Here is a 24,041-nt window from a genome sequence, read left to right as displayed (position 1 = left end):
CTCTTATAATATATTAATCATATTATAATATTAAAATAAGATAAAATTTTCAAACAACCCAACCACGTTCAACAATACATATCAAAAAATAAACTTTTTTGTATGACAAAACACCCCCTCCAAAATAATATTTATAAATATAATTTATTATCTAATAAATAACTATTCTCCTATCTATTATAAATGACCTATCTAATAATTTCTATCATTAAACATCATATTACGTCTAGTCATTATATTCAACATGAATAATAAATGATTTTCTCATAATTTAAATTATATATATTACCCTTACCTAAATTTAGATCACTACCGTTCTCAATTAATTATTTGATCAATCATCAAGTAATTATCTAAATTTTAATTTTTATAAATAATCACTATATAATCACATACATACTAACAATATGTATCAAATAACATACAACTAAGCAATGCGGAATATAACATTAATTTCAAGGAAATAAAATATTTCAAATTTGTTTAATACACTTTATCATCAAAAAAGTTAATAACTGACATCACCATCAAATTATTATATACTGAATCAATAAAAAACCCATTTTCACTCTACAGATTCCACAACACGCTGTAATCCAACTACACGTTCATCATGAGCAATACGAATTAACATCACTCCTTGAGTATTACGTCTAATAATATTAACTTCAGAAACACGAGTACGAACCAATCGACCTGAATCAGTAATCATTACTATTTGATCAACTTGATTTACTTGTACAGCACCAACTACATTACCATTTCGCTCCGTAACTTTAATAGAAATAACACCTTGAGTAGCACGCGACTTAATTGGATACTCCGATTGATTAGTACGTTTTCCAAAACCATTTTGAGTAACAGTAAGAATAGAACTCTTATCTTTCGGTATAATCAAAGATACCACACGATCACCTTGTAATAAATGAATACCTTTTACCCCAATCGCTGAGCGTCCCACACTACGTACTTGTGTTTCTTTAAACCGAACAACTTTTCCATAAGCAGTAAACAACATGACTTCATTACTACCATCAGTTATATCAGCACCAATTAATTCATCACCATCATTAAGATTCAGCGCAATAATACCAACATTACGTGGTCGACTAAATTCAGTAAGTGATGTTTTTTTTACAACTCCACTACTAGTTGCCATAAAAACTTGATATCCTGATGTATAATTCTGAATAGGTAAAATAGCAGTAATCCGTTCATTTATATCCAATGGTAACAAATTAATAATCGGCTTACCTCGTGATCCACGACTAGCTTCTGGCAATCGATAAACTTTCATCCAATATATACGCCCATAATTAGAAAATAATAAAATTGTATCATGAGTATTAGCTACTAATAATCGAGTAATAAAATCTTCTTCTTTAATTCGTGTTGCTAATTTTCCCTTCCCCCCTCTTTTTTGTGCTTCATAATCTGTTAATGGTTGATATTTAACATAACCTTGATATGATAAAGTCACTACTACATCCTTTTGATCAATCAAATTTTCAACATTAATATTTTCAATATTAGTACTAATTTCAGTACGACGCAGATCATTATATTCTTCTTTTATAGTCAATAATTCTTGTCGGATTACTGCCATCAGACATTTTTGATCTTTTAAAATAGAAATCAAATTTTTTATTTTCTCTAGCAAACTACTGTGCTCTTTTAATAATTTTTTATTTTCTAAAGTGGTAAGTTTATGCAATTTCAAATCTAAAATAGCTTGAGCTTGATCTTTAGTAAAATAATATTGATTATTACGAATCACATTATTTACTTCTGATTGATCAAATTCAGTAAAATTAATAAAATTTGTTTGTCTCATATCAATAATATTACTTAATTTCCAGGATGACGACATTAAAACAGAACTAGCTTCTGTAGAACTATCAGATTTACGAACAAGCTCAATAATCGAATCAATATTAAATAATGCAGTAGCTAATCCCTCTATAATATGAATACGACTACGGGCTTTTTTTAATTCAAACATAGCACGACGTACTACTACTGAACGACGATGGTATACAAAAGCAGACAAAACATCCTTTAATGACATAATCTTGGGTTGACCTTGATGTAAAGCTACCATATTAATACCAAACGAAGTTTGTAACGGAGTTAAAGAATACAAATTATTTAAAATAATCTCACTAATCGCATCACGTTTAATTTCAATAACTATTCTCATACCATCTTTATCAGATTCATCACGCAAATTATATATTCCCTCAATGCGTTTTATTTTTGCCAGTTCAGCAATTTTTTCCAGCAATCGAGCCTTATTAACTTGATAGGGAATTTCATATATTACAATAGACTCACGACCACTTTTCACATCAGTCTCAATTTCTGCTCGAGCACGAATAGAAATTTTACCTCGTCCAGTACTGTATGCCTCTTGAAGACCACTGCAATCATTAATAATAGCAGCAGTAGGAAAATCCGGACCTGGAATATATTGCATTAATCCTTCAATAGTGATATCTTCATTATCTATAAATGCTAAACATCCATTAATTACTTCAGAAAGATTGTGCGGAGGAATATTTGTAGCCATCCCCACAGCAATTCCAGCAGAACCATTAATTAAAAGATTCGGAATTCTAGCAGGTAACACTCCTGGGATCTTGTCAGTACCATCATAATTAGATTCATAATCTACAGTTTCTTTATCTAAATCTAATAACAATTCGTTTGCTATTTTAGACATACGTACTTCAGTATAACGCATAGCTGCTGCTGGATCTCCATCTACTGATCCAAAATTACCCTGTCCATCTACCAAAGCATAACGCATTAAAAAAGGCTGTGCCATACGTACAATCGTTTCATATACTGCAGCATCTCCATGAGGATGATATTTTCCAATGACATCACCTACTATTCTAGCTGATTTTTTATAACCTCTATTCCAATAGTTACCAAGCACTTGCATAGCAAATAACACACGCCGATGTACAGGTTTTAATCCATCTCGTACATCTGGTAATGCACGTCCAACAATTACCGACATAGCATAATCTAAATAAGAACGAGTTAATTCTTCTTCTACATCAATCTGTGTAATTTCTTTGGCAAAATTATTCATGCATTTATATCCTCTATTTATTCTTCTTTAGTTATATTTATACTAGCAATTAACTTAAATCATCTATAATCTATAATATAAACCATTTAACAAAATAAAATCATTCCACAAAAATAAATGCATTTATCATTATATACATATCGTCATAATTTATGATCATATTTTAATAAACTAATAGGTTTTATGAATCATTTATATTGCTAAAATAAATATATAAAATTTCACAGTTATTATTTTAGGAAAATCTTAACATGAAAGACATAATTATCGATAAACTTACAGTAAATCAGAAAAATATAAATAAAAAAGAAATTAATAAATTTAATACATCTTTATCTCAATGGTGGGGCCCTTGCAACATATTTAAACCATTACATCATATCAATTTGACACGTTTCAATTACATTATTGAACACAGTAATGGACTATTTGGTAAAAAAGTATTAGACGTTGGATGCGGCGGAGGTATTTTATCAGAAAGTATGGCACAAGCAGGAGCGAAAGTTATTGGATTGGACATAAGTACTTCTGCTTTAGAAGCAGCAAAATTACATGCCTTAAACCAAAACCTAAATATTCACTACATACAAGAAACAGTAAAAGATCATGCTAGCAATCATATTGATTACTATGATGTAATAACCTGTATGGAAGTGTTAGAACATGTACCAGATCCTATATCAATTATTTATGACTGTTCCACCATGATTAAAATAAATGGATCAGTATTTTTTTCCACATTAAATCGCACTTTTAAATCATGGATATTAATTATAATAGGCGCTGAATATTTCTTACGCCTGATCCCAAAAGGCACTCACAATTTTAACAAATTTATTACTCCATCTGAGCTACTAGACTGGATTGACTCTACTATCTTAGAAGAACAAAACATCACTGGCTTATATTATAATCCCTTCACAAATCAATGTACCTTAATACACAACGTTGATACAAACTATATTTTGCACACTCAACGAAAATAAATACTCCTATATCTAAACAAAGATATTAATATAATTACTCTAATAAATATTTATACTATTAAAATAAACAATATTTCCAATAATCTATTAAAACGAAATGCATTTGTTTCGATACGTTTAAAATTAAAAAATAATATAATATAATGTGATAATGGGCTTTTGCGACAAAATTAATTTTCAAATATTTATACCAAATTGAAATAATATAACATTCTTCACTTATATTACTATGTAATTATTATTATTTTTATACATAAAAATTATAATGTCATCACTAATTCATTATTGTACTACAAATCTAAGTTATAATTTATTCATAACGAATTACTGTGACTAATACTATTAGTATTTTAAAATAGGCATGTACTTATATGAATCAAACGCTACTAGTTACTAAACGAAATGGTCATCACGAACCTATTAATCTTGAAAAAATTCACCGAGTTATTAATTGGGCCGCCAAAGGCCTTAAAAAAGTTTCTGTTTCACAAGTAGAATTACGTTCTCACATACAATTTTATAACGGAATAAAAACTTCTGATATTCAAGAAACTATTATAAAATCAGCAGCAGACTTGATTTCTGAAGAAGAACCAGACTACCAATACCTAGCAGCGCGCTTAGCAGTATTTCATTTACGTAAAAAAGCTTATGGACAATTTGAACCACCAAAGCTTTACAATCATGTATTACGATTGGTAAAAATTGGTAAATATGATAAACATTTACTAAATGATTACAATGTGGAAGAATTTGAGAAAATGGATACATTTATTGATCATTGGCGGGATATGAATTTTTCATATGCTGCTATAAAACAATTGGAAGGAAAATACTTAGTGCAAAATCGAGTAACTGGAGAAATTTATGAAAGTGCTCAGTTTTTATATATATTAACCGCAGCTTGTTTATTTTCTAAATATCCTCAAAAAACTCGCATGAGTTATATCAAAAAATTTTATAATGCAATTTCAACTTTCAAAATTTCTTTAGCAACACCTATTATGTCTGGAGTACGTACACCTACACGCCAATTTAGCTCCTGTGTATTAATCGAATGTGATGACAGTCTTGATTCTATCAATGCAACATCTAGCGCTATTGTAAAATATGTTGCACAACGCGCTGGGATCGGTATTAATGCTGGACGCATTAGAGCATTAGGTAGTCCAATACGTAATGGAGAAGCATTTCACACTGGATGTATTCCATTCTATAAACATTTTCAAACAGCAGTAAAATCATGTTCTCAAGGAGGCGTGCGCGGTGGAGCCGCTACATTATTTTATCCCATTTGGCATTTAGAAATAGAAAATTTACTTGTTTTAAAAAATAATCGTGGAATCGATTCTAATCGAATACGCCATTTAGACTATGGCGTACAAATTAATAAATTAATGTATCAACGCCTCATTCAAGGAAAACATATTACACTATTTAGTCCATCCGATGTCCCCGGATTATATGAAGCTTTTTTTACTAATCAAAATGAATTTGAGCGATTATATAATATATATGAAAATAATCGCAATATTAGACACCGAAAAATAAAAGCAATAGAACTGTTCTCTTTAATGATGCAAGAAAGAGCCTCTACTGGAAGAATTTATATTCAACATACAGATCACTGTAACACTCATAGCCCCTTTAACAGTATCACTACACCAATTCGTCAATCGAATTTATGCTTGGAAATAACGTTACCAACAAAACCTTTAAATAATATTAATGACTATCATGGTGAAATTGCCTTATGCACATTATCTGCTTTCAATCTTGGTAATATTGAAAATCTTGATGATTTATCTGAACTATCTACTCTGATAGTACGTGCTCTTGATGCTCTATTAGATTATCAAGATTACCCTATTCCTGCTGCACAACGTAGCGCTATAAGAAGACGTTCTTTAGGAATTGGAGTAATTAATTACGCTTATTATCTAGCTAAACATGGGGTACGTTATTCAGATGGCAGTGCTAATAAACTAACACATCGTACTTTTGAAGCTATTCAATATTACCTGTTAAAAGCCTCTAATAATTTAGCCAAAGAAAAAGGATCTTGTGAGTGGTTTAATGATACTTCGTATGCAAAAGGCATACTACCTATTGATACATATAAAAAAGACCTCAATTTTTTTATCAATGAACCATTACATTATAACTGGGAAGATTTACGTGCTGAAATCAGACAATATGGATTACGAAATTCTACATTATCTGCATTAATGCCATCGGAAACTTCGTCACAAATTTCCAATGCTACTAATGGCATAGAACCTCCTAGAGGTTATATTAGCATAAAAACTTCAAAAGATGGAGTTTTACGACAAGTAGTACCTGAGTTTATTAGACTAGAATCCGCTTATGAATTACTATGGCAAATACCAAACAATCGAGGATATCTACAATTGGTAGGAATTATGCAAAAATTTATTGATCAATCCATTTCAACTAATACTAATTATGATCCATCTCGTTTTCCAGAATCCAAAGTTCCCATGAAACAACTACTTTCAGATCTATTGTATGCATATAGACTTGGTATTAAAACATTATACTATCATAATACTCGTGATGGCACTCAAGATACGCATAAAATGCTATCACATAATCAATCCAATATATGTGCTAGTGATGCTTGTGTAATTTAAAAATACGGTTACTATTATCTACAGTCCAAACCATATATTCATGTTTTGCTTTAATATAGGAACAAAGATGACTTATACAACTTTCTCTCAAAATAAAAATAATCAACTACTTGAGCCAATGTTTTTGGGGCAACCAGTGAATATTGCTCGATTTGACCAACAAAAACATTCCATTTTTGAAAAACTAATCGAAAAACAACTTTCTTTTTTTTGGCGTCCAGAAGAAATAGATATTTCTAAAGATCGAATAGATTTTCAATCATTACCAGAACACGAAAAACACATTTTCATTAGCAATTTAAAATACCAAACATTATTAGATTCTATTCAAGGACGCAGCCCCAATATAGCTCTATTACCATTAATTTCAATACCAGAACTAGAAACTTGGGTAGAAACTTGGTCATTTTTTGAAACTATCCACTCCCGTTCTTATACTCATATTATTCGTAATATTGTTAATCATCCATCCTTAATATTCGATGATATTATCAATAACAAAGAAATTTTGAAACGCGCAAAAGATGTTGCAATGTACTATGATAATTTAATTGAATTAACCAGTTATTATCATATTTTAGGGCCTGGAATCCATCGTATTAATAATAAAACTATCACAGTAAACTTACATGAACTCAAAAAAAAGTTATATTTATGTCTAATTAGCGTTAACGTATTAGAAGCTATTCGTTTTTATGTAAGTTTCGCTTGCTCTTTTGCATTTGCTGAACGAAAACTCATGGAAGGTAACGCAAAAATCATACGATTTATAGCCCGTGATGAGGCCTTACATTTAAACTCTACTCAACATATCCTTAATCTAATGCGCTCTGGATTAGATGATCCAGAAATGGCTGACATCAGTTCAGAATGTCAAGAAGAAAGTTATGAGCTATTCTTAATGGCTGCAGAACAAGAAAAAAATTGGGCTAAATACTTGTTCAAGGATGGTTCTATGATAGGTTTAAACAAAGACATACTATGTCAATATATTGAATACATTACCAATATGCGTATGCAGGCAATCGGGCTGAAAATGCCCTTTAACACTAAATCTAATGTAATACCCTGGATCAATTCTTGGTTATCATCGGACAATGTTCAAGTAGCACCCCAAGAAGTAGAAGCTAGTTCTTATCTAGTAGGTCAAATTGATTCTAATATTAAAGATGATGAATTTAATGATTTTCAACTGTAAAATATTTATTTTTTCAAAAAAATATCTAAACATACGATTTTCTCATAACAATAACACATATCGATCTTTATTAGAAGCATTAGAAATACACCATATACCACTGATAAATTATCAATGCCGATCAGGTTATTGCGGAAGTTGCCGAGCCTTATTAATAAAAGGAAAAGTACGATATCATACAGAACCTTTAAGTTATATTAATTCTAATGAAATTCTGACTTGCTGTTGTGCTCCTATAGAACATATTATATTAAAATTGTTATAAACACATGTTTAAAGTAGTATTCTCATTAAAATATATATACATACAGAAATTAATTGCTTAAATTATTAACATTATTTATGTATTAAAATTTATAGTAATGTTTTATTGTTTAAAATGATCCAATCACATTACCTGAATGTATAAAATGAATAAAATAAATCATAGGTCGTGGATATACTCCTAAAAATAATATAAAAAAAGATACAATAATCACTAATATTCCATATGGAGTAATAATCCAACTAGACGTAGAATTAGAATTAATACTAAGACAATTTCTACTAGGATTAAGATATAAATTTATTATTATTCTTAAATAATAAATTATACTAATAACACTGCTCATTGCTATAAAGATAGTAAGCCACCATAGTTGACTATTCACCCCTAATACAAATAAATAAAATTTACCAATAAAACCTAATGTCATCGGTATTCCTGCTAAAGATAATATTATAATTGTAAATAATACTGATAACATTGGTTGACGCCAAAAAAGACCACGATATGTCAATAATACATCTGTTGTATACGCATCAGCACAAAAAACTGACATAATAGCAATCACACCAAATGCCCCTATATTAGCAAGCAAATAGCTTATCAGATAAACACCAATGGCTTCTAAAGCCATTGGATTAGTTTGTAATGCTGCAATTACACCAATTAATGTATAACCTATATGTGCAATCGAAGAATAAGCTAAAACCCGCTTAATATTATTTTGTTTAATGGCCATTAAATTTCCAAATAGCGTTGAACAACATGCAGTGCCTGATAAAAATATATAAAATATCTTATTATACTGATCAGGAAAAATCATAAACAATCGTATCAAAACTGATATTATAGCTATTTTGCTACTAGTTGTTAGATATAACGATACTGAAGAAGAAGCTCCTTGATATACATCAGGAGTCCATAAATGAAATGGAACCAATGACAATTTAAATCCAAATCCAACCATCACCATGCCCAATCCTATAATTAATAACAGTATAGACTGGTGCGATGTGATAAGATGTAGTACACGGCTAATGCCAGTAAAAGATAAACAGCCAGTTGCAGCGTATATTAATGCTATACCAAACAATATAAATGATGAGGATATCCCAGATAATATAATATATTTAATACTTGCTTCTAAAGAAAATTTTTTAAAGAAAGAATAACCTATCAATCCAAATAACGGTAATGAAATTAATTCTATTCCTAAAAACAATATACCCAAATGACTAGTACTTGCTAATAACATCCCACCAATACTAGAAATAAGTAATAACAAATAAAATTCATCACGATTACTTGGATAACTCAATAACCAATTATAAGCCAATATAGCACTTGCTAAACTAGAAACCAATACTAATATTATATATAATATAGCAAAATTATCGATACATATTGATTGAAAAATATTTTGAACACCTTGATGCTGTACTATTCCAAGTGATACTATTGCTACACTCAATCCAAATATTGTCAATAAAGCATGTAAAAATAAGTTACGACGATATGAAATAGATAGCATAATAATAATTATTGTTATTCCAATAATTAGTACAGGCAATAATGCGATTATTTGTATCCAAGTTATTATCATTAAGAATTATAGCCCTATTATGTTACAATATGATTATATTAAATAGTTGTATCCTTTTAACCAAACATAAATACTTTGCATAGTCATACAAGAAGTATCCAAAATATATTGCGGGTAAAAACCAAGTAAAAAAATACATGATAACAATATTATAATGATGCACTTTTCTCGTAATGTCATACTCATTAATAACCTACTTCTACTGACCGTGGCAATTAATATTGGACCAAAATTCATACGTTGTATCAAAATAAGAGAATAAATTGATGAAAATAGTATCCCAAAGCAAGCTAGTATTGTAATTACAGGAACTACTTTAAAACTACCAAACAAAATAGCTACTTCTCCAATAAAATTTCCAGTCCCCGGTAATCCTAATGTTGCCGCTGCAAAACATAAATAAAATGCAGGAATTAAATGCACACGATTCCATAGTCCTCCCATTAAACGTATATCTCTAGTATGTATGCGTTCATATAATTGACCACAAAGTATAAACATTCCAGCAATTGTTAAACTATGAGAAATCATGTGTATAACAGCACCTTGATATGATAATTGAACGCCACTATAAATTGCGATCAATACAAATCCCATGTGAGATATACTAGCGTATGCAATTAAACGCTTAACATCAGTTTGTACAAATGCCATACAGGCTCCATAAAAAATATTTAATAAACCTAAACACATAGCAATTGGGGCAAAAGATTTAGAAGCACAAGGAAATAACGGCAAAACAAATCGGAAAAATCCATAAGCTGCTGTTTTTAATAAAATTCCTGCTAAATCTACTGAACCAGCAGTAGGAGATTGACTATGAACATCTGGTAACCATGCATGAAATGGAACGATTGGCATTTTTACTGCAAAAGCAAAAAAAAACCCTAACATAATCAAATATTCCATATTCGATGATAATATCGTATTCAATAAATCTTGATAACCAAAAGACCACACCCCGTGTATATTATAATTTATAGAAACAAGAGTAATAATAGAAACTAACATTAATAATCCACTAAATTGAGTATAAACAAAAAATTTAGTAGCAGTATTAATACGATCACTTCTATTCACTTCTTTATGTCCCCATAAAGATATTAAAAAATACATCGGAACAAGCATTATTTCCCAGAAAAAAAAGAATAAAAACATATCAATTGACAAAAAAACACCGATAACTCCGCCTAAAATCCATAATAAATTGAGATAAAAAAGACCTTGATAACGATTAATTTCACGCCAAGAACATAACACTGCCATACATCCTAAAAAACCGGATAATGTCACCATTAATAAAGAAAATCCATCTAACGCTAAATGAAAATTAATCCCGAACCTTGGAATCCAAGGATATATACATTCTAATTGCCATTGAGGAAATACATACCCTTCTGAGTATATATCCAACACATGATTACACTTATTTTTCCATAAAAACAAAGTGATAAAAAATGTTATACCCATTCCAAATAAAGCAAACCAACGAGGCATCGAATGCCCTATTCGCTCTGATTGCCAACATAACAATCCAAAAGTAAAAGGAATAAATATTAAAATAAGTAATAACATACTATTTTACTTTTCTCTCTGAAACATACATACTAACATTTTATACTTTCTACACATTTATCCAATAATATTAAACTAACTTAGATATGATCATACGTTAAAATCATGATGAATATAATTACTGCTCCTATATTCATTGCAACTATATACCAATTTAGCTTTCCATTTGCACTCAATACTAAACCACTCTTAAGCCAACACAATAATGATATGAAAATATTTATAATTATATTAACTGGATCAGAATAAGATAATTTTTTTGTTATAAACAAATATGGTTTTACAAATACTAATTTATACAACCAATCAAACCCCCATCCATAGTAACATAACAATATTATGTATCTCTTTACTATTTCAGATAAATGAGGCTTAACAATCTGTCCTGTAATGCTATTTAAAGAATCCAGCCAAAAAATTGAAGCGAACCAAATACCAAAAATCACTAAAAAACTAGATGCTATTTCAAAATATATTTGGCTATAATTACATATCGTATTGGTATCAGTACCTACGATATCTACTGATAAAGGTAATTTTATCCATCCACCAATACAAGTAGATAACAACAGCAATGCAACTAAAGGAAAATTTTGAGTAATTTTATTACATATACGTGGCTCTATTTTATTAGAACCATGAAACACAACAAAAATCATACGAAACGTATAAATAGGTGTCAAAAATATTCCTATTAATCCCGAAAACAGAAAAAAATAATCATGATTAACTAAAGTTTTTAACATAATTAATTCTTTTGAATAAAATCCAGCAGTAATTATAGGTACTCCAGATAAAGATGCACCACCTATTAAAAAACATATATAAATGAAAGGTATAGATTTATATAATCCTCCCATTTTAAAAATATTTTGTTCATATCTACAAGAATAAATTAATGAACCTGCCGCTAAAAATAACAATGCTTTAAAAAAAGCATGTGTTACTAAATGAAACATAGCAGCTCCCCAATGACGTCCTCCCAAGGCTAAAAACATGTATCCTATCTGGCTAATAGTAGAATATGCTAAAATTTTTTTAATATTACTTTGTAATAACGCTGAACAACCGAATAACACTATAGTCAATGAACCGATAACACCAATCAAATATAAAATATTTGGAGCCATCAAAAAAAAATTATTCATACGAATTATTAAATATACACCAGAAGTCACCATAGTAGCTGCATGGATTAATGCAGACACCGGAGTTGGACCAACCATAGCGCTTGTTAGCCAGGTTTGTAAAGGTAACTGAGCCGATTTACCTACTGCTCCAATAAGCAACATAAAAGATATCCATGTAGTATTACTAAAAAAATGATACGATGAAGGACATTTTAGTTCTAATGCTAACAGTCCACTAAAACTTAAGGTTTGATATTGATCAAAAATCATAAACAGCGCACATATCAAACATATATCTCCAAAACGAGTTATAATAAACGTCTTTAGTGCTGCCATTCCATTTCTAGAATCAAAATAATAAAACCCAACTAATAAATAACTACATAAACCTACTCCTTCCCATCCAAAATACATCAACAATAAATTATCAGATAATACTAAAAGTATCATATTTGCCATAAATAAATTAGTATAAGCAAAAAAACGAGAATAACCTTCACATCCACTCATATACCAAATAGCATATAAATGAATAATAAATCCCACTCCAGTTATTAATGATAACATTACCAAAGATAATCCATCTAACCTAAGCGCTACAGTAATACATAAAGCATGAATAGAAAACCACGTCCAAAGATTCTGAACAAACACAAAAGTCGTGTAATTACTAACATTCCAATAAAAATTAAACATTATACATACAGTAATACATAGCGATATACCTACCGTACCCACTCCTATTATAGCGGAAATATTTTCAGACCATTTTCCTTGAGAAATAGCTAATATAGTAAATCCTAAAAACGGAAACAGTATAGTTAAAAAAAGTAGACTCATCCACGCATCCCACTAATTTTATCAATTTGCAAGGTATTACAACGACGATATAATTGAAGTAATAAAGCTAAAGAAATGGCAGATTCAGAAGCAGCTAAAGTAATTACTAACATATACATAACTTGACCATCTGATTGCCCTAAATAAGATCCGACAATTACAAAAGCTGAAGCAGCCGAGTTAATCATAATTTCTAGTCCTAATAATATAAATAACATATTACGTCTTATTATTAGGCCTACTAATCCTAATATAAATAAAATTATAGATAAACTAAGACCATGCGATAAAGGGATCATATTTTTATTCTTGCGACTGATCAGAAACAATATAATTATCAGATAATTTATGATCTCGTGCTAAATGAAACACAGAGATTAATGCACTTAATAACAAAAATGATGCTAACTCTACCATTAATAGATATGGCCCAAATAATAAAATGCCAATTTGCTTTGAATCTACGATTGGTCTATTTACATCGATAAAACAATCTTTTAATCCAAAAGAAACATACAACAAAATAATAAGTAAAATACTTGTAAGTAATACAGCACCACAGCCTAATATAGGATTTAAAAATCTACTTTTTTTTTGTTCTATAAATGTAATAGTTTTTGCATTAAGCATCATTATTACAAATACAAATAAAATCATAATAGCTCCTGCATAAATAATAATCTCCACAGCACCAGCAAAAGATGCTCCTAAAGAAAAAAAATTACACGATATAGATATAAATGAAACTATTAAATATAATAAAGCATGTACCGGATGATAATGCACGATTACACATATTGTAGATATTATTGCTATAATACCAGAAACATAAAACAAAACTGTCATAATATATCACTCATTGCCCTTCTTAATTTTAAAATTAAGGCAATATATTTTTAACGCTTATAGGCCGTACTTCATTTTTTGCGTCTCCCTTTTTTTTATCCAATATTTCTTTGCCAGAAAATCGATAAAAATCATATTCTACATATTTACCAGGACCCGATATTAATAAATCAGATTTTTCATACACTAAATCGTTCCTTTTAAAATCACTCATTTCAAAATCTGAAGTTAACTGAATAGCCGCAGTTGGACACGCTTCCTCACACATACCACAAAAAATACACCTAGAAAAATTGATCCTAAAAAATTCTGGATACCATCGTCCATCTACAGATTCTCCCTTTTTTAAAGAAATACATCCTACTGGACAAGCTACAGCGCATAAATTACAAGCTACACACCGTTCTTGGCCTGAAGAATCTCGAGTCAATACAATACGACCACGATATCTATGTGATGGAATACACGGAACATCAGGATACATCTGAGTCTCACGCGGACTGAATGCCTGCATGCCTATCATCCAGATACTACGTAATATAGAACCGATATCTATAAAAATCTTTCTCAAATTCATTATATTTAACCTATATAAATAATTTATAATAAAATAATAACAGCAGTGATTAATAAATTAAACAACGTAACAGGCAAAAGAAACTTCCAACCTATCAACATAACTTGATCGTAGCGTGGACGCGGCAACGCCGCCCGTATTAATACAAATAACATTAAAAATAAAAAAGTTTTACCGACAAACCAGATAATAGGAGGAAGCCAAGGTCCTTGCCAACCACCAAAAAATAATGTTACAATAAATGATGAAATTACAATCATACTGATGTATTCAGAAATAAAAAACAAACTAAATTTAATACCAGAGTATTCAATATGATAACCAGCAGCTAGCTCTTGCTCTGATTCTGGTTGATCAAATGGATGTCTATGACACAAAGCTATACCTGCCAAAAAAAATGTAATAAATCCTAAAAATTGAGGAATTATATTCCATAAATATAGTTGATCTTCAACTATATTTTTTAAATTAAACGACCCAGATTTAGCAACTACACCCATTACAGATAATCCTAAAAACACCTCATAACTCAGAGCTTGCGCTGCAGCACGCACAGACCCAATTAAAGCATACTTATTATTACTTGCCCAACCTGCAAATAACACCGAATAAACCGTTAATCCTGACATCATAAGAAAAAATAATACTCCAATATTACAATCTAATATTACCCATGTAGGAGTAAACGGAATAATTAACACACTCATTAATGATGAAACAAAAGCTATTACTGGAGCTAAAATAAATATAAAACGATCAGAAAATGGAGGGACCCAATCTTCTTTAAACATGATCTTAATTAAATCAGCCCATAACTGCAATAATCCATTCCAACCTACCCGATTAGGACCATAACGATTTTGAAATAATGCTAACAATCTACGCTCTAAAAAACTCATATACGCACCACACGAAACTACCACTAACAAAATAATCATTGCATGAAGAACAGAAGAACACCAATGTATTGTAATAATTTCTGACGAACAAAAAATCATGATAATACCCCTTGAACGTCATACGCGTACATACCAGATAAAAATACAGGAATATTTGGAAACCCTAAAGGTAATCCAATATGTCCTTTAGGCAAATTAATGCTAAATTTTAGCGGTAAACATAAAATTTGTTCAGCGCACTTAAATTTAAGCAACATATTTTTTTGGATTTTTAATTGAACCGCATCTGATTGATTAATCATGACATAGGGATTTGGCATACAATCTTGAATACACTTAGATCGTTGAGAAGTTTCTTCACTTCCAAATAAATGCCAATAAGGCACTATTAACCATCGATCAATATTTTTAATGATTTTAAAAGATTGAGGAATTATATCGAACCAACTTAATCTCGAACTATTATTAGTATTTAATACACGTATTCCTGGATCTCCAGAATATAAATGCTCACCTACCTTATCTTGAAATTTATTCCAAGCTTGTGGAGAATTCCATCCTGGAGCCCATGCAAATGCTACTTGTTTATGCACAGATTGAACATTATGGCTCCCCTCCATAGAAAAAGAAAACATCGTATTCTCATCTTTTGATATGTAAGGTTCATGTACATCAACGTTAGTATGTATAGCCGTTCGCCCACTATAGCGATGTGGAGCTCGAGCTAATTTCTGACCATGAATACGAAAAGATGCATTTGGAGATGCTTGTTTAATTCCAATTAATTTTGGAAAATAACAAATAATCATATCTATAATCTGATCAATATCCAAACTCTTTTTTCTAACATAATTAGTATAACAATCATGTATTAAATATAACCACCTCCAGCTTTCTAAGATAACTACGCTCTTATCATAAACCTTCGGTTTAAATACACTAAAAAATCTCTGTGCTCGTCCTTCATAATTAATCACAGTTCCATCGCTTTCAGCAAAGCTAGAAACAGACAAAACTAAATTTGCTTTTTCTTGTATCAAATTATATTGATGATCCAATACAATTAAATAATGAACTTTATTTAAAGCAGCATTAACTTGAGTTACCTTTGCATGACGATATAAATCGTTTTCCAATACAATTAAACCAACAGATGAAGTATGACTACTACATATATCAATCAGAGCTGCATCTAAACTTTTTTTACCTAACATTACTACCCCAATACTATTTACTTCGCTTACAACAAAAGTAATGCCAACATTACTGCCACGATTTTTTAAAGCATGAGCAATATTTGCTGCAGAAGCAATTAATTCTTTACTACCTGCATTACTTCCTGAAATAATTAATGGTTTACGCGCTTCCATTAATTTTTGTACAGCTATATTTAATTTATCATTTAATTTATAGTCAAAATCTTTAACTGCAGGGGCAGTATTATCTAATGCATGAGCAATAGCAAAACCGAAACGAGCTTGATTTTGTACTGAATCATAATATGTTAACACGGCAATATCATCTAATTTTGTTTTATCGATACCAGTAATTAATATAGGATTTTTAATATTTTTAGAATTATTTATAATGGCTGCAGATTGCCAATCAAAGATTCCCTGAGCTTCTGCTTCCTTACGCGCTTTACCTTTAGAAGCTTGACGCACCGATAACGCTAGGCGCGCCCCAGTTTGAGTTAAATCTTCCCCCAATATTAATATCGTATCGTAACTTTCTATGTCGCGTAATGACGGAACATAAATTCCACTATTACACAATATTTCAACTATTAATAATAATCGTTCTTGTTCACAACTATTAATACCAGTATAAAAATTATCTGATCCTACTAATTTTAATAAAGCAAAATTACTCTCTACACTAGCACGAGAAGATCCAATACCAATTATTTTATTACAATTATATTTCAGTTCACTAGCAGCCTCTTGTATTGCTTGTTCTTCATTAAGAATAACCCAATCATCACCTTTTTTACACAATGGATTCTTAGGCCTATTATCAATATTGACATAATCGCAACCGAATCGACCACGATCGCACAAAAAATAAGTATTAATATTACCATTATAACGATTTTCAACACGAGATAACTTCCCGTAACGCTCACCTACAATAATATTGCATCCAATACTGCACTGCTGACAAATACTAGGAGCAAAAAGCATATCCCATTTACGAGTATAATATTTTAATTGTGTTTTATCAGTAAACACTCCAGTAGGACATACTTCTACTAAGTTACCAGAAAACTCACTTCGTAACATACCATCTGTAGCTCGTCCAAAATAAATGTTATCATGTGCTCCAAATACACCTAAATCGTCCCCACCAGCATAATCGCCATAATAACGTACACAACGATAACAACTAATACATCTATTCATTTCATGAGAAATAAATGGCCCTAAGTATTGATTATAATGCGTACGCTTAGTAAATCTATAACGGCGATATGTTTGTCCAACCATCACTGTCATATCTTGAAGATGACAACTTCCTCCTTCTTCACATATAGGACAATCATGAGGATGATTAATCATTAATAACTCTAATATATTCTTTCTAAACTCTTCTACCTCATCATCAAAAATAGTAATCACACTGCCGGCTGATGCTGGAGTCATGCAAGACATCACTAAATAACCTTCCATATCATTTATCTTATTGTTATCAGAGTATTTTTTTACTGCACATTGTCTACAGGCTCCAATACTACCTAAGGCAGGATGCCAACAAAAGTAAGGAATGTCGAATCCAAGAGACAAACATACTTCTAATATATTTTTTGTGTCTTCTACTGTATATTTTTTACCTTCTATGTAAATAGAAACCATCATTTTAATATACCAATTTTATTTTTATTTAACGTCTCAAAAATTAATCAAGTAATAGATCCCATTTGTTTTAACTAAGTTAATTATAAAAACTAATTAATTTGCACACAACGAATATAATTTTCTTCCTGTTGATAAAATTTATAAATCCCCGATTCAAATTCATTCCTAAAATATCTTAAAGCGCTTTTCAAAGGTTCTATAGCACCTGGAGCATGAGCACAAAAAGTTCTTCCAGGTCCAAGGGTTCGACACAATTTCTCTAATAACTCTATATCTCCAGGCCTCCCATCTTTATTTTCTAAAGAAATTAATAACTTTACTATCCATGGTAAACCATCTCTACATGGAGTACACCAACCACAAGATTCCCGTGAAAAAAATTCTTCTAAATTACGTACTAAAGCAACCATATTTACAGTGTTATCTATTGCTATCGCCATACCAGTTCCAAATCGACTACCAGAAGCTGCAACATTTTCAAAATCCATAGGCACATCTAAATGATCTTGAATCAAAAAATCTGTGCTTGCTCCCCCAGGTTGCCATGCTTTTAAAGTAAATCCAGTGCACATGCCATGAGCATAATCTTCTAAAATTTCTCTAGCGGTTGTTCCAAAAGGCAACTCCCATACTCCTGGTTTCTTTACTCGCCCGGAAAATCCCATTAGTTTTGTACCTGAATCATTACTTTTTTTAGCAGAAATATTCTTATACCAAGTCACTCCATGCTCAACAATTCCTGGAATATTGCATAATGTTTCAACATTATTAACACATGTAGGTTTACCCCATAAACCTACATGATTAGGGAATGGTGGTTTAAAACGAGGCACTGCCCGACGACCTTCTAAAGCATTAATCAATGCCGTTTCTTCCCCACAAATATATCTTCCTGCTCCTGTGTGTAAGAATAATTCAAAATTAAACTCACTATTAAAAATATTTTTACCAATCAATCCAATTGATTTAATCTCACTAATAGCACGATTTAAATATTCAGCTACGATCATATATTCATATCTCAAAAAAATATATGCTCGTGATACTCCCAAAGCATAGCTCGCAATTAATATACCTTCTAATAATAAATGAGGTAATCGTTCCATTAAAAATCGGTCTTTATAAGTCCCTGGTTCCATTTCATCTGCATTACATACTAAATAACGAGGACAAGTTGGTTTATTTTTCTGCATCATAGACCATTTTATTCCAGTAAAAAACCCGCCGCCGCCACGACCTCTTAAACCAGAATTACTAACTAATTCAATAATTTCATTTGGAGACATACGAGTAATTGCTTTATATGCAGCCATATACCCATTTTTAGCTTGATATTCGTGTAGCCATACTGGTTTTTTATCACAACGCATCCTCCACATAAGTGGATTATTTTCTACATTAAGATCATAAGTATTACTCATAGATACTGTCCTAATAGTTTTGTAATCATTTTTGGAACCATATTAAAATAAATATCTTTGTTTATCATGATTACCGGTGCTTTATGGCAAACACCTAAACAACAAGTAGGCAATAATGTAAAACGATTATCTGAAGTGGTACCACCTACCCTAATATTTAATACACATGTTAATGTTTTTTGAATTTCTTCATATCCAATTAAATAACATACTACACTATCACAATACCTAATAATATGACGACCTACCGGTTGACGAAAAATTTGATTGTAAAATGTAGCTACACCTTCTACATCGGCAACAGAGATACTTAACATTTTAGCAATCAATATAATTGCTTCATCTGGTACCCAGCCACGATTTTTTTGAATAATTTTCAACGCTTCAATAGAAGCAGCGCGTATATCTTCATAGTGCGTACACTCTTCTTGAATGGCACTATTTTCTTCTTGACTTAATTGAAAATCACCATTATTATCACCATTATTTAAACTAATAGATGCATCATTGATTGTATTTATAACCATATCACCTCATTCATTAACGATCCACATCAGACATAACAAAATCAATACTACCTAAATATACAATTAAATCAGATACTAAACGACCACGAATAACATATGGAATTTGTTGTAAATGAGGAAAACTAGGAGTACGAATACGCGTGCGGTAACTCATAGTATTACCGTCACTAATTAAATAATAACTATTGATACCTTTGGTAGCTTCAACCATTTGAAAAGATTCGTTTGCTGGTATAACAGGACCCCAAGACATTTGAAGAAAATGAGTAATAAGCGTCTCTATATGACGTAAAGAATATTCTTTTATCGGTGGAGTAGTTAAAGGGTGATCTGCTTTAAATGATCCTATTGGCATATTTTGTAAGCACTGCTCCAAAATTCGTACACTTTGATATATTTCTTCTACCTTTAACATCACTCTACTATAAGAATCACTAATGCCGTTTCCTATTGGAATATCAAAATCAAAATTTTCATAACCAGAATAAGGACGCGATTTACGTATATCAAAGTCAATACCAGTAGCGCGCAATCCTGCACCTGTTATTCCCCAATCTAATGCATCCTTGGCATTATATGCCCCAATACCGCAAGCACGTTTTTTCAATATACTATTTTCTAATGCTGACTTAACATAAAAAGCAACACGATTTGGTATCCAATCCAGACATTTTTTCAATAAAGAATCCCAACCTCTAGGCAAATCATGAGCAACTCCTCCAATTCTAAACCATGCTGGATGCATACGAGATCCAGTAATTAATTCAACAACATCATAAATTTTTTGCCTATCAGTAAATGCTAAAAAAACTGGAGTCATAACTCCTACATCTTGCAAGTAAGTGCTGATATACAATAAATGACTATTGATTCTAAATAATTCAGATAACATAATCCGAATTACTTTTACTCTATCTGATACTGTAATTTTAGCAAGTTTTTCAATGGCTAAAATGTAAGGCATTTCATTTATACATCCTCCTAAATACTCAATACGATCAGTATAAGGAATATAACTATGCCAAGTTTGTCGTTCTCCCATTTTTTCAGCACCTCGATGATGGTAGCCAATATCTGGAACACAATCTACAATTTCTTCTCCATTTAATTGTAAAATAATACGAAATACTCCATGCACTGAAGGATGATTAGGTCCTAAATTAAGAAACATAAAATTTTCATGTTTTGCATGTTTCTTCATACCCCATTCTTCTGGTTTAAATAATAATTCTTCCATTGCTAAATTTTCTTTTTGTTTTGTAAGAGTAAAATAATTAAATTCTGTAGCTCGAGCTGGATATTCTTTTCGTAACGGATATCCGTTCCAATTCTTTGGCATAATTATATGCGCCAAATTAGGATGATTATTAAAATGTATTCCAAACATCTCCCAAGTTTCCCGTTCATACCAATTAGCATTTACAAACAAAGAAACAACTGTTGGTAAATATAGAGAATTTTCTAATAAAGGCACTTTTATAAGTATATCATCATTACGTAATATGGAAATTAAATGATAAAACACCGTAAAATCTGATTTTGGTAACCCTTCTCGATGTATACGTAATCTTTCATCTATACCATGCAAATCATATAACATAATGTATGGTTTTGATGTCGTTTTCAAAAATGTTAATACTGGAATCAAAATATCACGTTTTATCCAAATTATTAAAATTCCAGTATAAGAAGATTGCAGTACAAAATCGTTAACGCTAAATACAGAAAATAAATCAGCCAATATTGAATGAACATGTGTAGGAATCTTGCTTGTAAGATTATTATGCATAATATCATCAACTAATGATAACCATTAAATAACTCATCCTTAATATTCATCATATTTCACCATTTTTATTTAAAATAAAAAATCAAAGCTTATCATCTGGAGCAGAGAAAATGGTTTCTGCAATACGAGTACTACTTTTACGTTGCCGTTCTGATTGCATATTTTTTCTATATATTCCTTTATTTCCCAATATCCAAGAAAGCGGACGTCGTTCTTCATTAATAGATTTCTTCAATAATAACAATGCCTGAATATATGCCTCAGGTCTAGGTGGGCAACCAGGAATATAAACATCTACCGGAAGAAATTTATCTACTCCTTGCACTACAGAATAAATATCATACATACCGCCAGAATTAGCACAAGCCCCCATAGAAATTACCCACTTAGGTTCTAACATTTGATCGTATAATCGTTGTATTACTGGAACCATTTTAATAAACGGTGTACCAGCTATAACCATAAAATCTGCTTGCCGAGGAGATGCGCGTAACACTTCTGAGCCAAACCGAGCAACATCATGTATTGCAGTAAACGCGGTAGTCATTTCAACATAACAACAAGATAATCCAAAATTATAAGGCCATAAAGAATTACTTCGTCCCCAATTAACAATTTTGTTCAATAAAACACTCAATTTTCCAAAAAAAACATTCCTTTGAATATTTTTTTCTAACGGATCTGATACAACTTTCTTGTCTTGAAGAGGAAATCGATCATCTTCGTTAGGATCTGTTCTAGCTGTCGTTAAAGTATATTTCATACTTGTTTCCTTGTGCTATTTTTTAATCGTGTTGCAATACCAACATTAAAATGATTTACATGATTTTTATGTCGTATTGATTGTTTCGTCCAATCAAACATACCAATTCTTACCAAATATATTAAACTAGCTAATAAAACAAAAATAAAGATAAAAATCTCACTAAATCCCATCCAACCTACATCTCGTATGGCTACAGCCCAAGCATACACATATATACCCTCTATATCAAAAATTACAAACACCATCGCAATCAAATAAAATTTAACAGAAAATCTGATTCTAGCATTACCTACAGATTCAATACCTGATTCAAATGGCACATTTTTAATATGTAAATCAGAACGTCCTCCCAAAAAATATCCACACAACAACATAAAAATACATAAAACTAAAATACCAACTATAAATGTTATCACGCCTACATAATGAGTATCACACAAATTATATACCTTTTTATTTTATTATTAATTACTTTCATCAACACCAAATTATTAGATTCTTATGAACAAATAATTTAAATATTTTTACTTTTAATATTTTATTACAAATCGATTTATAATTATTTATTAAATAATTTATTTTATATAGTTTGTAAAACTATTTTGTACAATATCATGTACATCTTATACAAGTTAAATTAATAATTATACAAATTCCAATCACGCATTACATACTCTATTAGAGTAATATCATTCTTATACTATACAAGATCAACATATTAATATCATATGAAATATTCTTACAAATTATTTTATTCACATCATAAAATAATATAATTACAACTGTTTAATTTATATAAATAAAATAAAATATAAAAACTAAATCTACTCTTACTCTATTTTTCTATAAAACATTGCAAAAAAAATAAATACCAAATCATACACAAAAATTTATCTAAGTTTATTAAATTAATAATGTTGCAATAAGCTCACTAAAATATATATAATTTATAAAAATCTAGCGCCTCAATCACTAAAAATTCTTAATTTTCAATTATTATTAGATATCAT

General features: G+C 30.5%; 18 protein-coding genes. 4 read left to right on the top strand and 14 right to left on the bottom strand.

Annotated features, from left to right (window positions below; all coding sequences use genetic code 11):
• Positions 1-565: 565 nt before the first annotated feature.
• The gene (gene gyrA, locus QMA81_02875) at positions 566-3,100 is read right to left on the bottom strand and encodes a DNA gyrase subunit A (protein ID WHL25216.1); all 2,535 of its coding nucleotides are present in this window, start codon (positions 3,098-3,100) and stop codon (positions 566-568) included.
• Between the two features lie 251 nt (positions 3,101-3,351).
• Between gyrA and ubiG the strand changes: the two genes are divergently transcribed.
• The 4 genes from ubiG to yfaE all read left to right on the top strand — a co-directional run bounded on the left by ubiG (position 3,352) and on the right by yfaE (position 8,203).
• Positions 3,352-4,086 carry a bifunctional 2-polyprenyl-6-hydroxyphenol methylase/3-demethylubiquinol 3-O-methyltransferase UbiG gene (ubiG, locus tag QMA81_02870; protein WHL25215.1) on the top strand — a complete coding sequence of 245 codons (735 nt, stop codon included), beginning with the start codon at positions 3,352-3,354 and terminating at the stop codon, positions 4,084-4,086.
• 371 nt (positions 4,087-4,457) lie between these two features.
• Positions 4,458-6,740, top strand: coding sequence for a class 1a ribonucleoside-diphosphate reductase subunit alpha (gene nrdA / locus QMA81_02865; protein ID WHL25214.1), 2,283 nt, complete (start codon positions 4,458-4,460; stop codon positions 6,738-6,740).
• Positions 6,741-6,807: 67 nt separating this feature from the next.
• Positions 6,808-7,938 carry a class Ia ribonucleoside-diphosphate reductase subunit beta gene (nrdB, locus tag QMA81_02860; protein ID WHL25213.1) on the top strand — a complete coding sequence of 377 codons (1,131 nt, stop codon included), beginning with the start codon at positions 6,808-6,810 and terminating at the stop codon, positions 7,936-7,938.
• Positions 7,922-8,203 (top strand): class I ribonucleotide reductase maintenance protein YfaE, encoded by a 282-nt coding sequence (gene yfaE / locus QMA81_02855; protein ID WHL25212.1) that lies wholly within the window; start codon positions 7,922-7,924, stop codon positions 8,201-8,203. The genes nrdB and yfaE overlap by 17 nt, the downstream gene beginning before the upstream one ends.
• A gap of 109 nt (positions 8,204-8,312) precedes the next feature.
• On the opposite strand, the gene nuoN is transcribed toward yfaE, so the two are convergent.
• The 13 genes from nuoN to ndhC all read right to left on the bottom strand — a co-directional run bounded on the left by nuoN (position 8,313) and on the right by ndhC (position 23,405).
• The gene (gene nuoN, locus QMA81_02850) at positions 8,313-9,806 is read right to left on the bottom strand and encodes an NADH-quinone oxidoreductase subunit NuoN (GenBank protein ID WHL25211.1); all 1,494 of its coding nucleotides are present in this window, start codon (positions 9,804-9,806) and stop codon (positions 8,313-8,315) included.
• 33 nt (positions 9,807-9,839) lie between these two features.
• Positions 9,840-11,381, bottom strand: a complete 1,542-nt coding sequence (gene nuoM / locus QMA81_02845; GenBank protein WHL25210.1) for an NADH-quinone oxidoreductase subunit M — start codon at positions 11,379-11,381, stop codon at positions 9,840-9,842.
• 80 nt (positions 11,382-11,461) lie between these two features.
• The gene (nuoL, locus tag QMA81_02840; GenBank protein ID WHL25209.1) at positions 11,462-13,351 is read right to left on the bottom strand and encodes an NADH-quinone oxidoreductase subunit L; all 1,890 of its coding nucleotides are present in this window, start codon (positions 13,349-13,351) and stop codon (positions 11,462-11,464) included.
• The gene (gene nuoK, locus QMA81_02835) at positions 13,348-13,650 is read right to left on the bottom strand and encodes an NADH-quinone oxidoreductase subunit NuoK (GenBank protein ID WHL25208.1); all 303 of its coding nucleotides are present in this window, start codon (positions 13,648-13,650) and stop codon (positions 13,348-13,350) included. Before nuoK ends, nuoL begins: the two co-directional genes overlap by 4 nt.
• A 4-nt stretch (positions 13,651-13,654) precedes the next feature.
• The gene (gene nuoJ / locus QMA81_02830) at positions 13,655-14,197 is read right to left on the bottom strand and encodes an NADH-quinone oxidoreductase subunit J (protein ID WHL25207.1); all 543 of its coding nucleotides are present in this window, start codon (positions 14,195-14,197) and stop codon (positions 13,655-13,657) included.
• Positions 14,198-14,231: 34 nt separating this feature from the next.
• The gene (nuoI, locus tag QMA81_02825) at positions 14,232-14,774 is read right to left on the bottom strand and encodes an NADH-quinone oxidoreductase subunit NuoI (GenBank protein WHL25206.1); all 543 of its coding nucleotides are present in this window, start codon (positions 14,772-14,774) and stop codon (positions 14,232-14,234) included.
• A 23-nt stretch (positions 14,775-14,797) separates the two neighbouring features.
• Complete coding sequence (gene nuoH, locus QMA81_02820; protein WHL25205.1) at positions 14,798-15,772, bottom strand: NADH-quinone oxidoreductase subunit NuoH; 975 nt, start codon at positions 15,770-15,772, stop codon at positions 14,798-14,800.
• The gene (gene nuoG, locus QMA81_02815; protein WHL25204.1) at positions 15,769-18,528 is read right to left on the bottom strand and encodes an NADH-quinone oxidoreductase subunit NuoG; all 2,760 of its coding nucleotides are present in this window, start codon (positions 18,526-18,528) and stop codon (positions 15,769-15,771) included. The genes nuoH and nuoG overlap by 4 nt, the downstream gene beginning before the upstream one ends.
• A gap of 89 nt (positions 18,529-18,617) precedes the next feature.
• Entirely contained in the window at positions 18,618-19,949 is a 1,332-nt protein-coding gene (nuoF, locus tag QMA81_02810; GenBank protein ID WHL25203.1) for an NADH-quinone oxidoreductase subunit NuoF, read from the bottom strand.
• Positions 19,946-20,476 (bottom strand): NADH-quinone oxidoreductase subunit NuoE, encoded by a 531-nt coding sequence (nuoE, locus tag QMA81_02805; protein WHL25202.1) that lies wholly within the window; start codon positions 20,474-20,476, stop codon positions 19,946-19,948. Before nuoE ends, nuoF begins: the two co-directional genes overlap by 4 nt.
• A 13-nt stretch (positions 20,477-20,489) precedes the next feature.
• The gene (gene nuoC / locus QMA81_02800) at positions 20,490-22,265 is read right to left on the bottom strand and encodes an NADH-quinone oxidoreductase subunit C/D (GenBank protein WHL25201.1); all 1,776 of its coding nucleotides are present in this window, start codon (positions 22,263-22,265) and stop codon (positions 20,490-20,492) included.
• A gap of 82 nt (positions 22,266-22,347) precedes the next feature.
• The gene (locus tag QMA81_02795; GenBank protein WHL25200.1) at positions 22,348-23,028 is read right to left on the bottom strand and encodes an NADH-quinone oxidoreductase subunit B family protein; all 681 of its coding nucleotides are present in this window, start codon (positions 23,026-23,028) and stop codon (positions 22,348-22,350) included.
• Positions 23,025-23,405: an NADH-quinone oxidoreductase subunit A gene (ndhC, locus tag QMA81_02790; protein WHL25316.1), complete on the bottom strand. Its 381-nt coding sequence runs from the start codon at positions 23,403-23,405 to the stop codon at positions 23,025-23,027. The genes QMA81_02795 and ndhC overlap by 4 nt, the downstream gene beginning before the upstream one ends.
• Positions 23,406-24,041: the final 636 nt, after the last annotated feature.

Source organism: Candidatus Blochmannia vicinus (genome assembly GCA_030020825.1).
In the GTDB taxonomy this organism is placed as follows: domain Bacteria; phylum Pseudomonadota; class Gammaproteobacteria; order Enterobacterales; family Enterobacteriaceae; genus Blochmanniella; species Blochmanniella vicinus_A.
The sequence above is the reverse complement of the archived record's forward strand: the minus strand, read 5'-3'. Positions and strand labels throughout refer to the sequence as shown.

Bases quoted from the DNA above. Each gene is read 5' to 3' on its own strand.
- nuoC (WHL25201.1), bottom strand. From the start codon at position 22,265: ATGCATAATAATCTTACAAGCAAGATTCCTACACATGTTCATTCAATA.
- ndhC (WHL25316.1), bottom strand. From the start codon at position 23,405: ATGTTGTTGTGTGGATATTTTTTGGGAGGACGTTCTGATTTACATATT.
- nrdA (WHL25214.1), top strand. From the start codon at position 4,458: ATGAATCAAACGCTACTAGTTACTAAACGAAATGGTCATCACGAACCT.
- nrdB (WHL25213.1), top strand. From the start codon at position 6,808: ATGACTTATACAACTTTCTCTCAAAATAAAAATAATCAACTACTTGAG.
- nuoH (WHL25205.1), bottom strand. From the start codon at position 15,772: ATGATTTTTTGTTCGTCAGAAATTATTACAATACATTGGTGTTCTTCT.
- nuoE (WHL25202.1), bottom strand. From the start codon at position 20,476: ATGGTTATAAATACAATCAATGATGCATCTATTAGTTTAAATAATGGT.
- nuoI (WHL25206.1), bottom strand. From the start codon at position 14,774: ATGAATTTGAGAAAGATTTTTATAGATATCGGTTCTATATTACGTAGT.
- nuoN (WHL25211.1), bottom strand. From the start codon at position 9,806: ATGATAATAACTTGGATACAAATAATCGCATTATTGCCTGTACTAATT.
- gyrA (WHL25216.1), bottom strand. From the start codon at position 3,100: ATGAATAATTTTGCCAAAGAAATTACACAGATTGATGTAGAAGAAGAA.
- yfaE (WHL25212.1), top strand. From the start codon at position 7,922: ATGATTTTCAACTGTAAAATATTTATTTTTTCAAAAAAATATCTAAAC.
- nuoM (WHL25210.1), bottom strand. From the start codon at position 11,381: ATGTTATTACTTATTTTAATATTTATTCCTTTTACTTTTGGATTGTTA.
- nuoF (WHL25203.1), bottom strand. From the start codon at position 19,949: ATGAGTAATACTTATGATCTTAATGTAGAAAATAATCCACTTATGTGG.
- nuoK (WHL25208.1), bottom strand. From the start codon at position 13,650: ATGATCCCTTTATCGCATGGTCTTAGTTTATCTATAATTTTATTTATA.
- nuoJ (WHL25207.1), bottom strand. From the start codon at position 14,197: ATGACAGTTTTGTTTTATGTTTCTGGTATTATAGCAATAATATCTACA.
- QMA81_02795 (WHL25200.1), bottom strand. From the start codon at position 23,028: ATGAAATATACTTTAACGACAGCTAGAACAGATCCTAACGAAGATGAT.
- nuoG (WHL25204.1), bottom strand. From the start codon at position 18,528: ATGATGGTTTCTATTTACATAGAAGGTAAAAAATATACAGTAGAAGAC.
- nuoL (WHL25209.1), bottom strand. From the start codon at position 13,351: ATGAGTCTACTTTTTTTAACTATACTGTTTCCGTTTTTAGGATTTACT.
- ubiG (WHL25215.1), top strand. From the start codon at position 3,352: ATGAAAGACATAATTATCGATAAACTTACAGTAAATCAGAAAAATATA.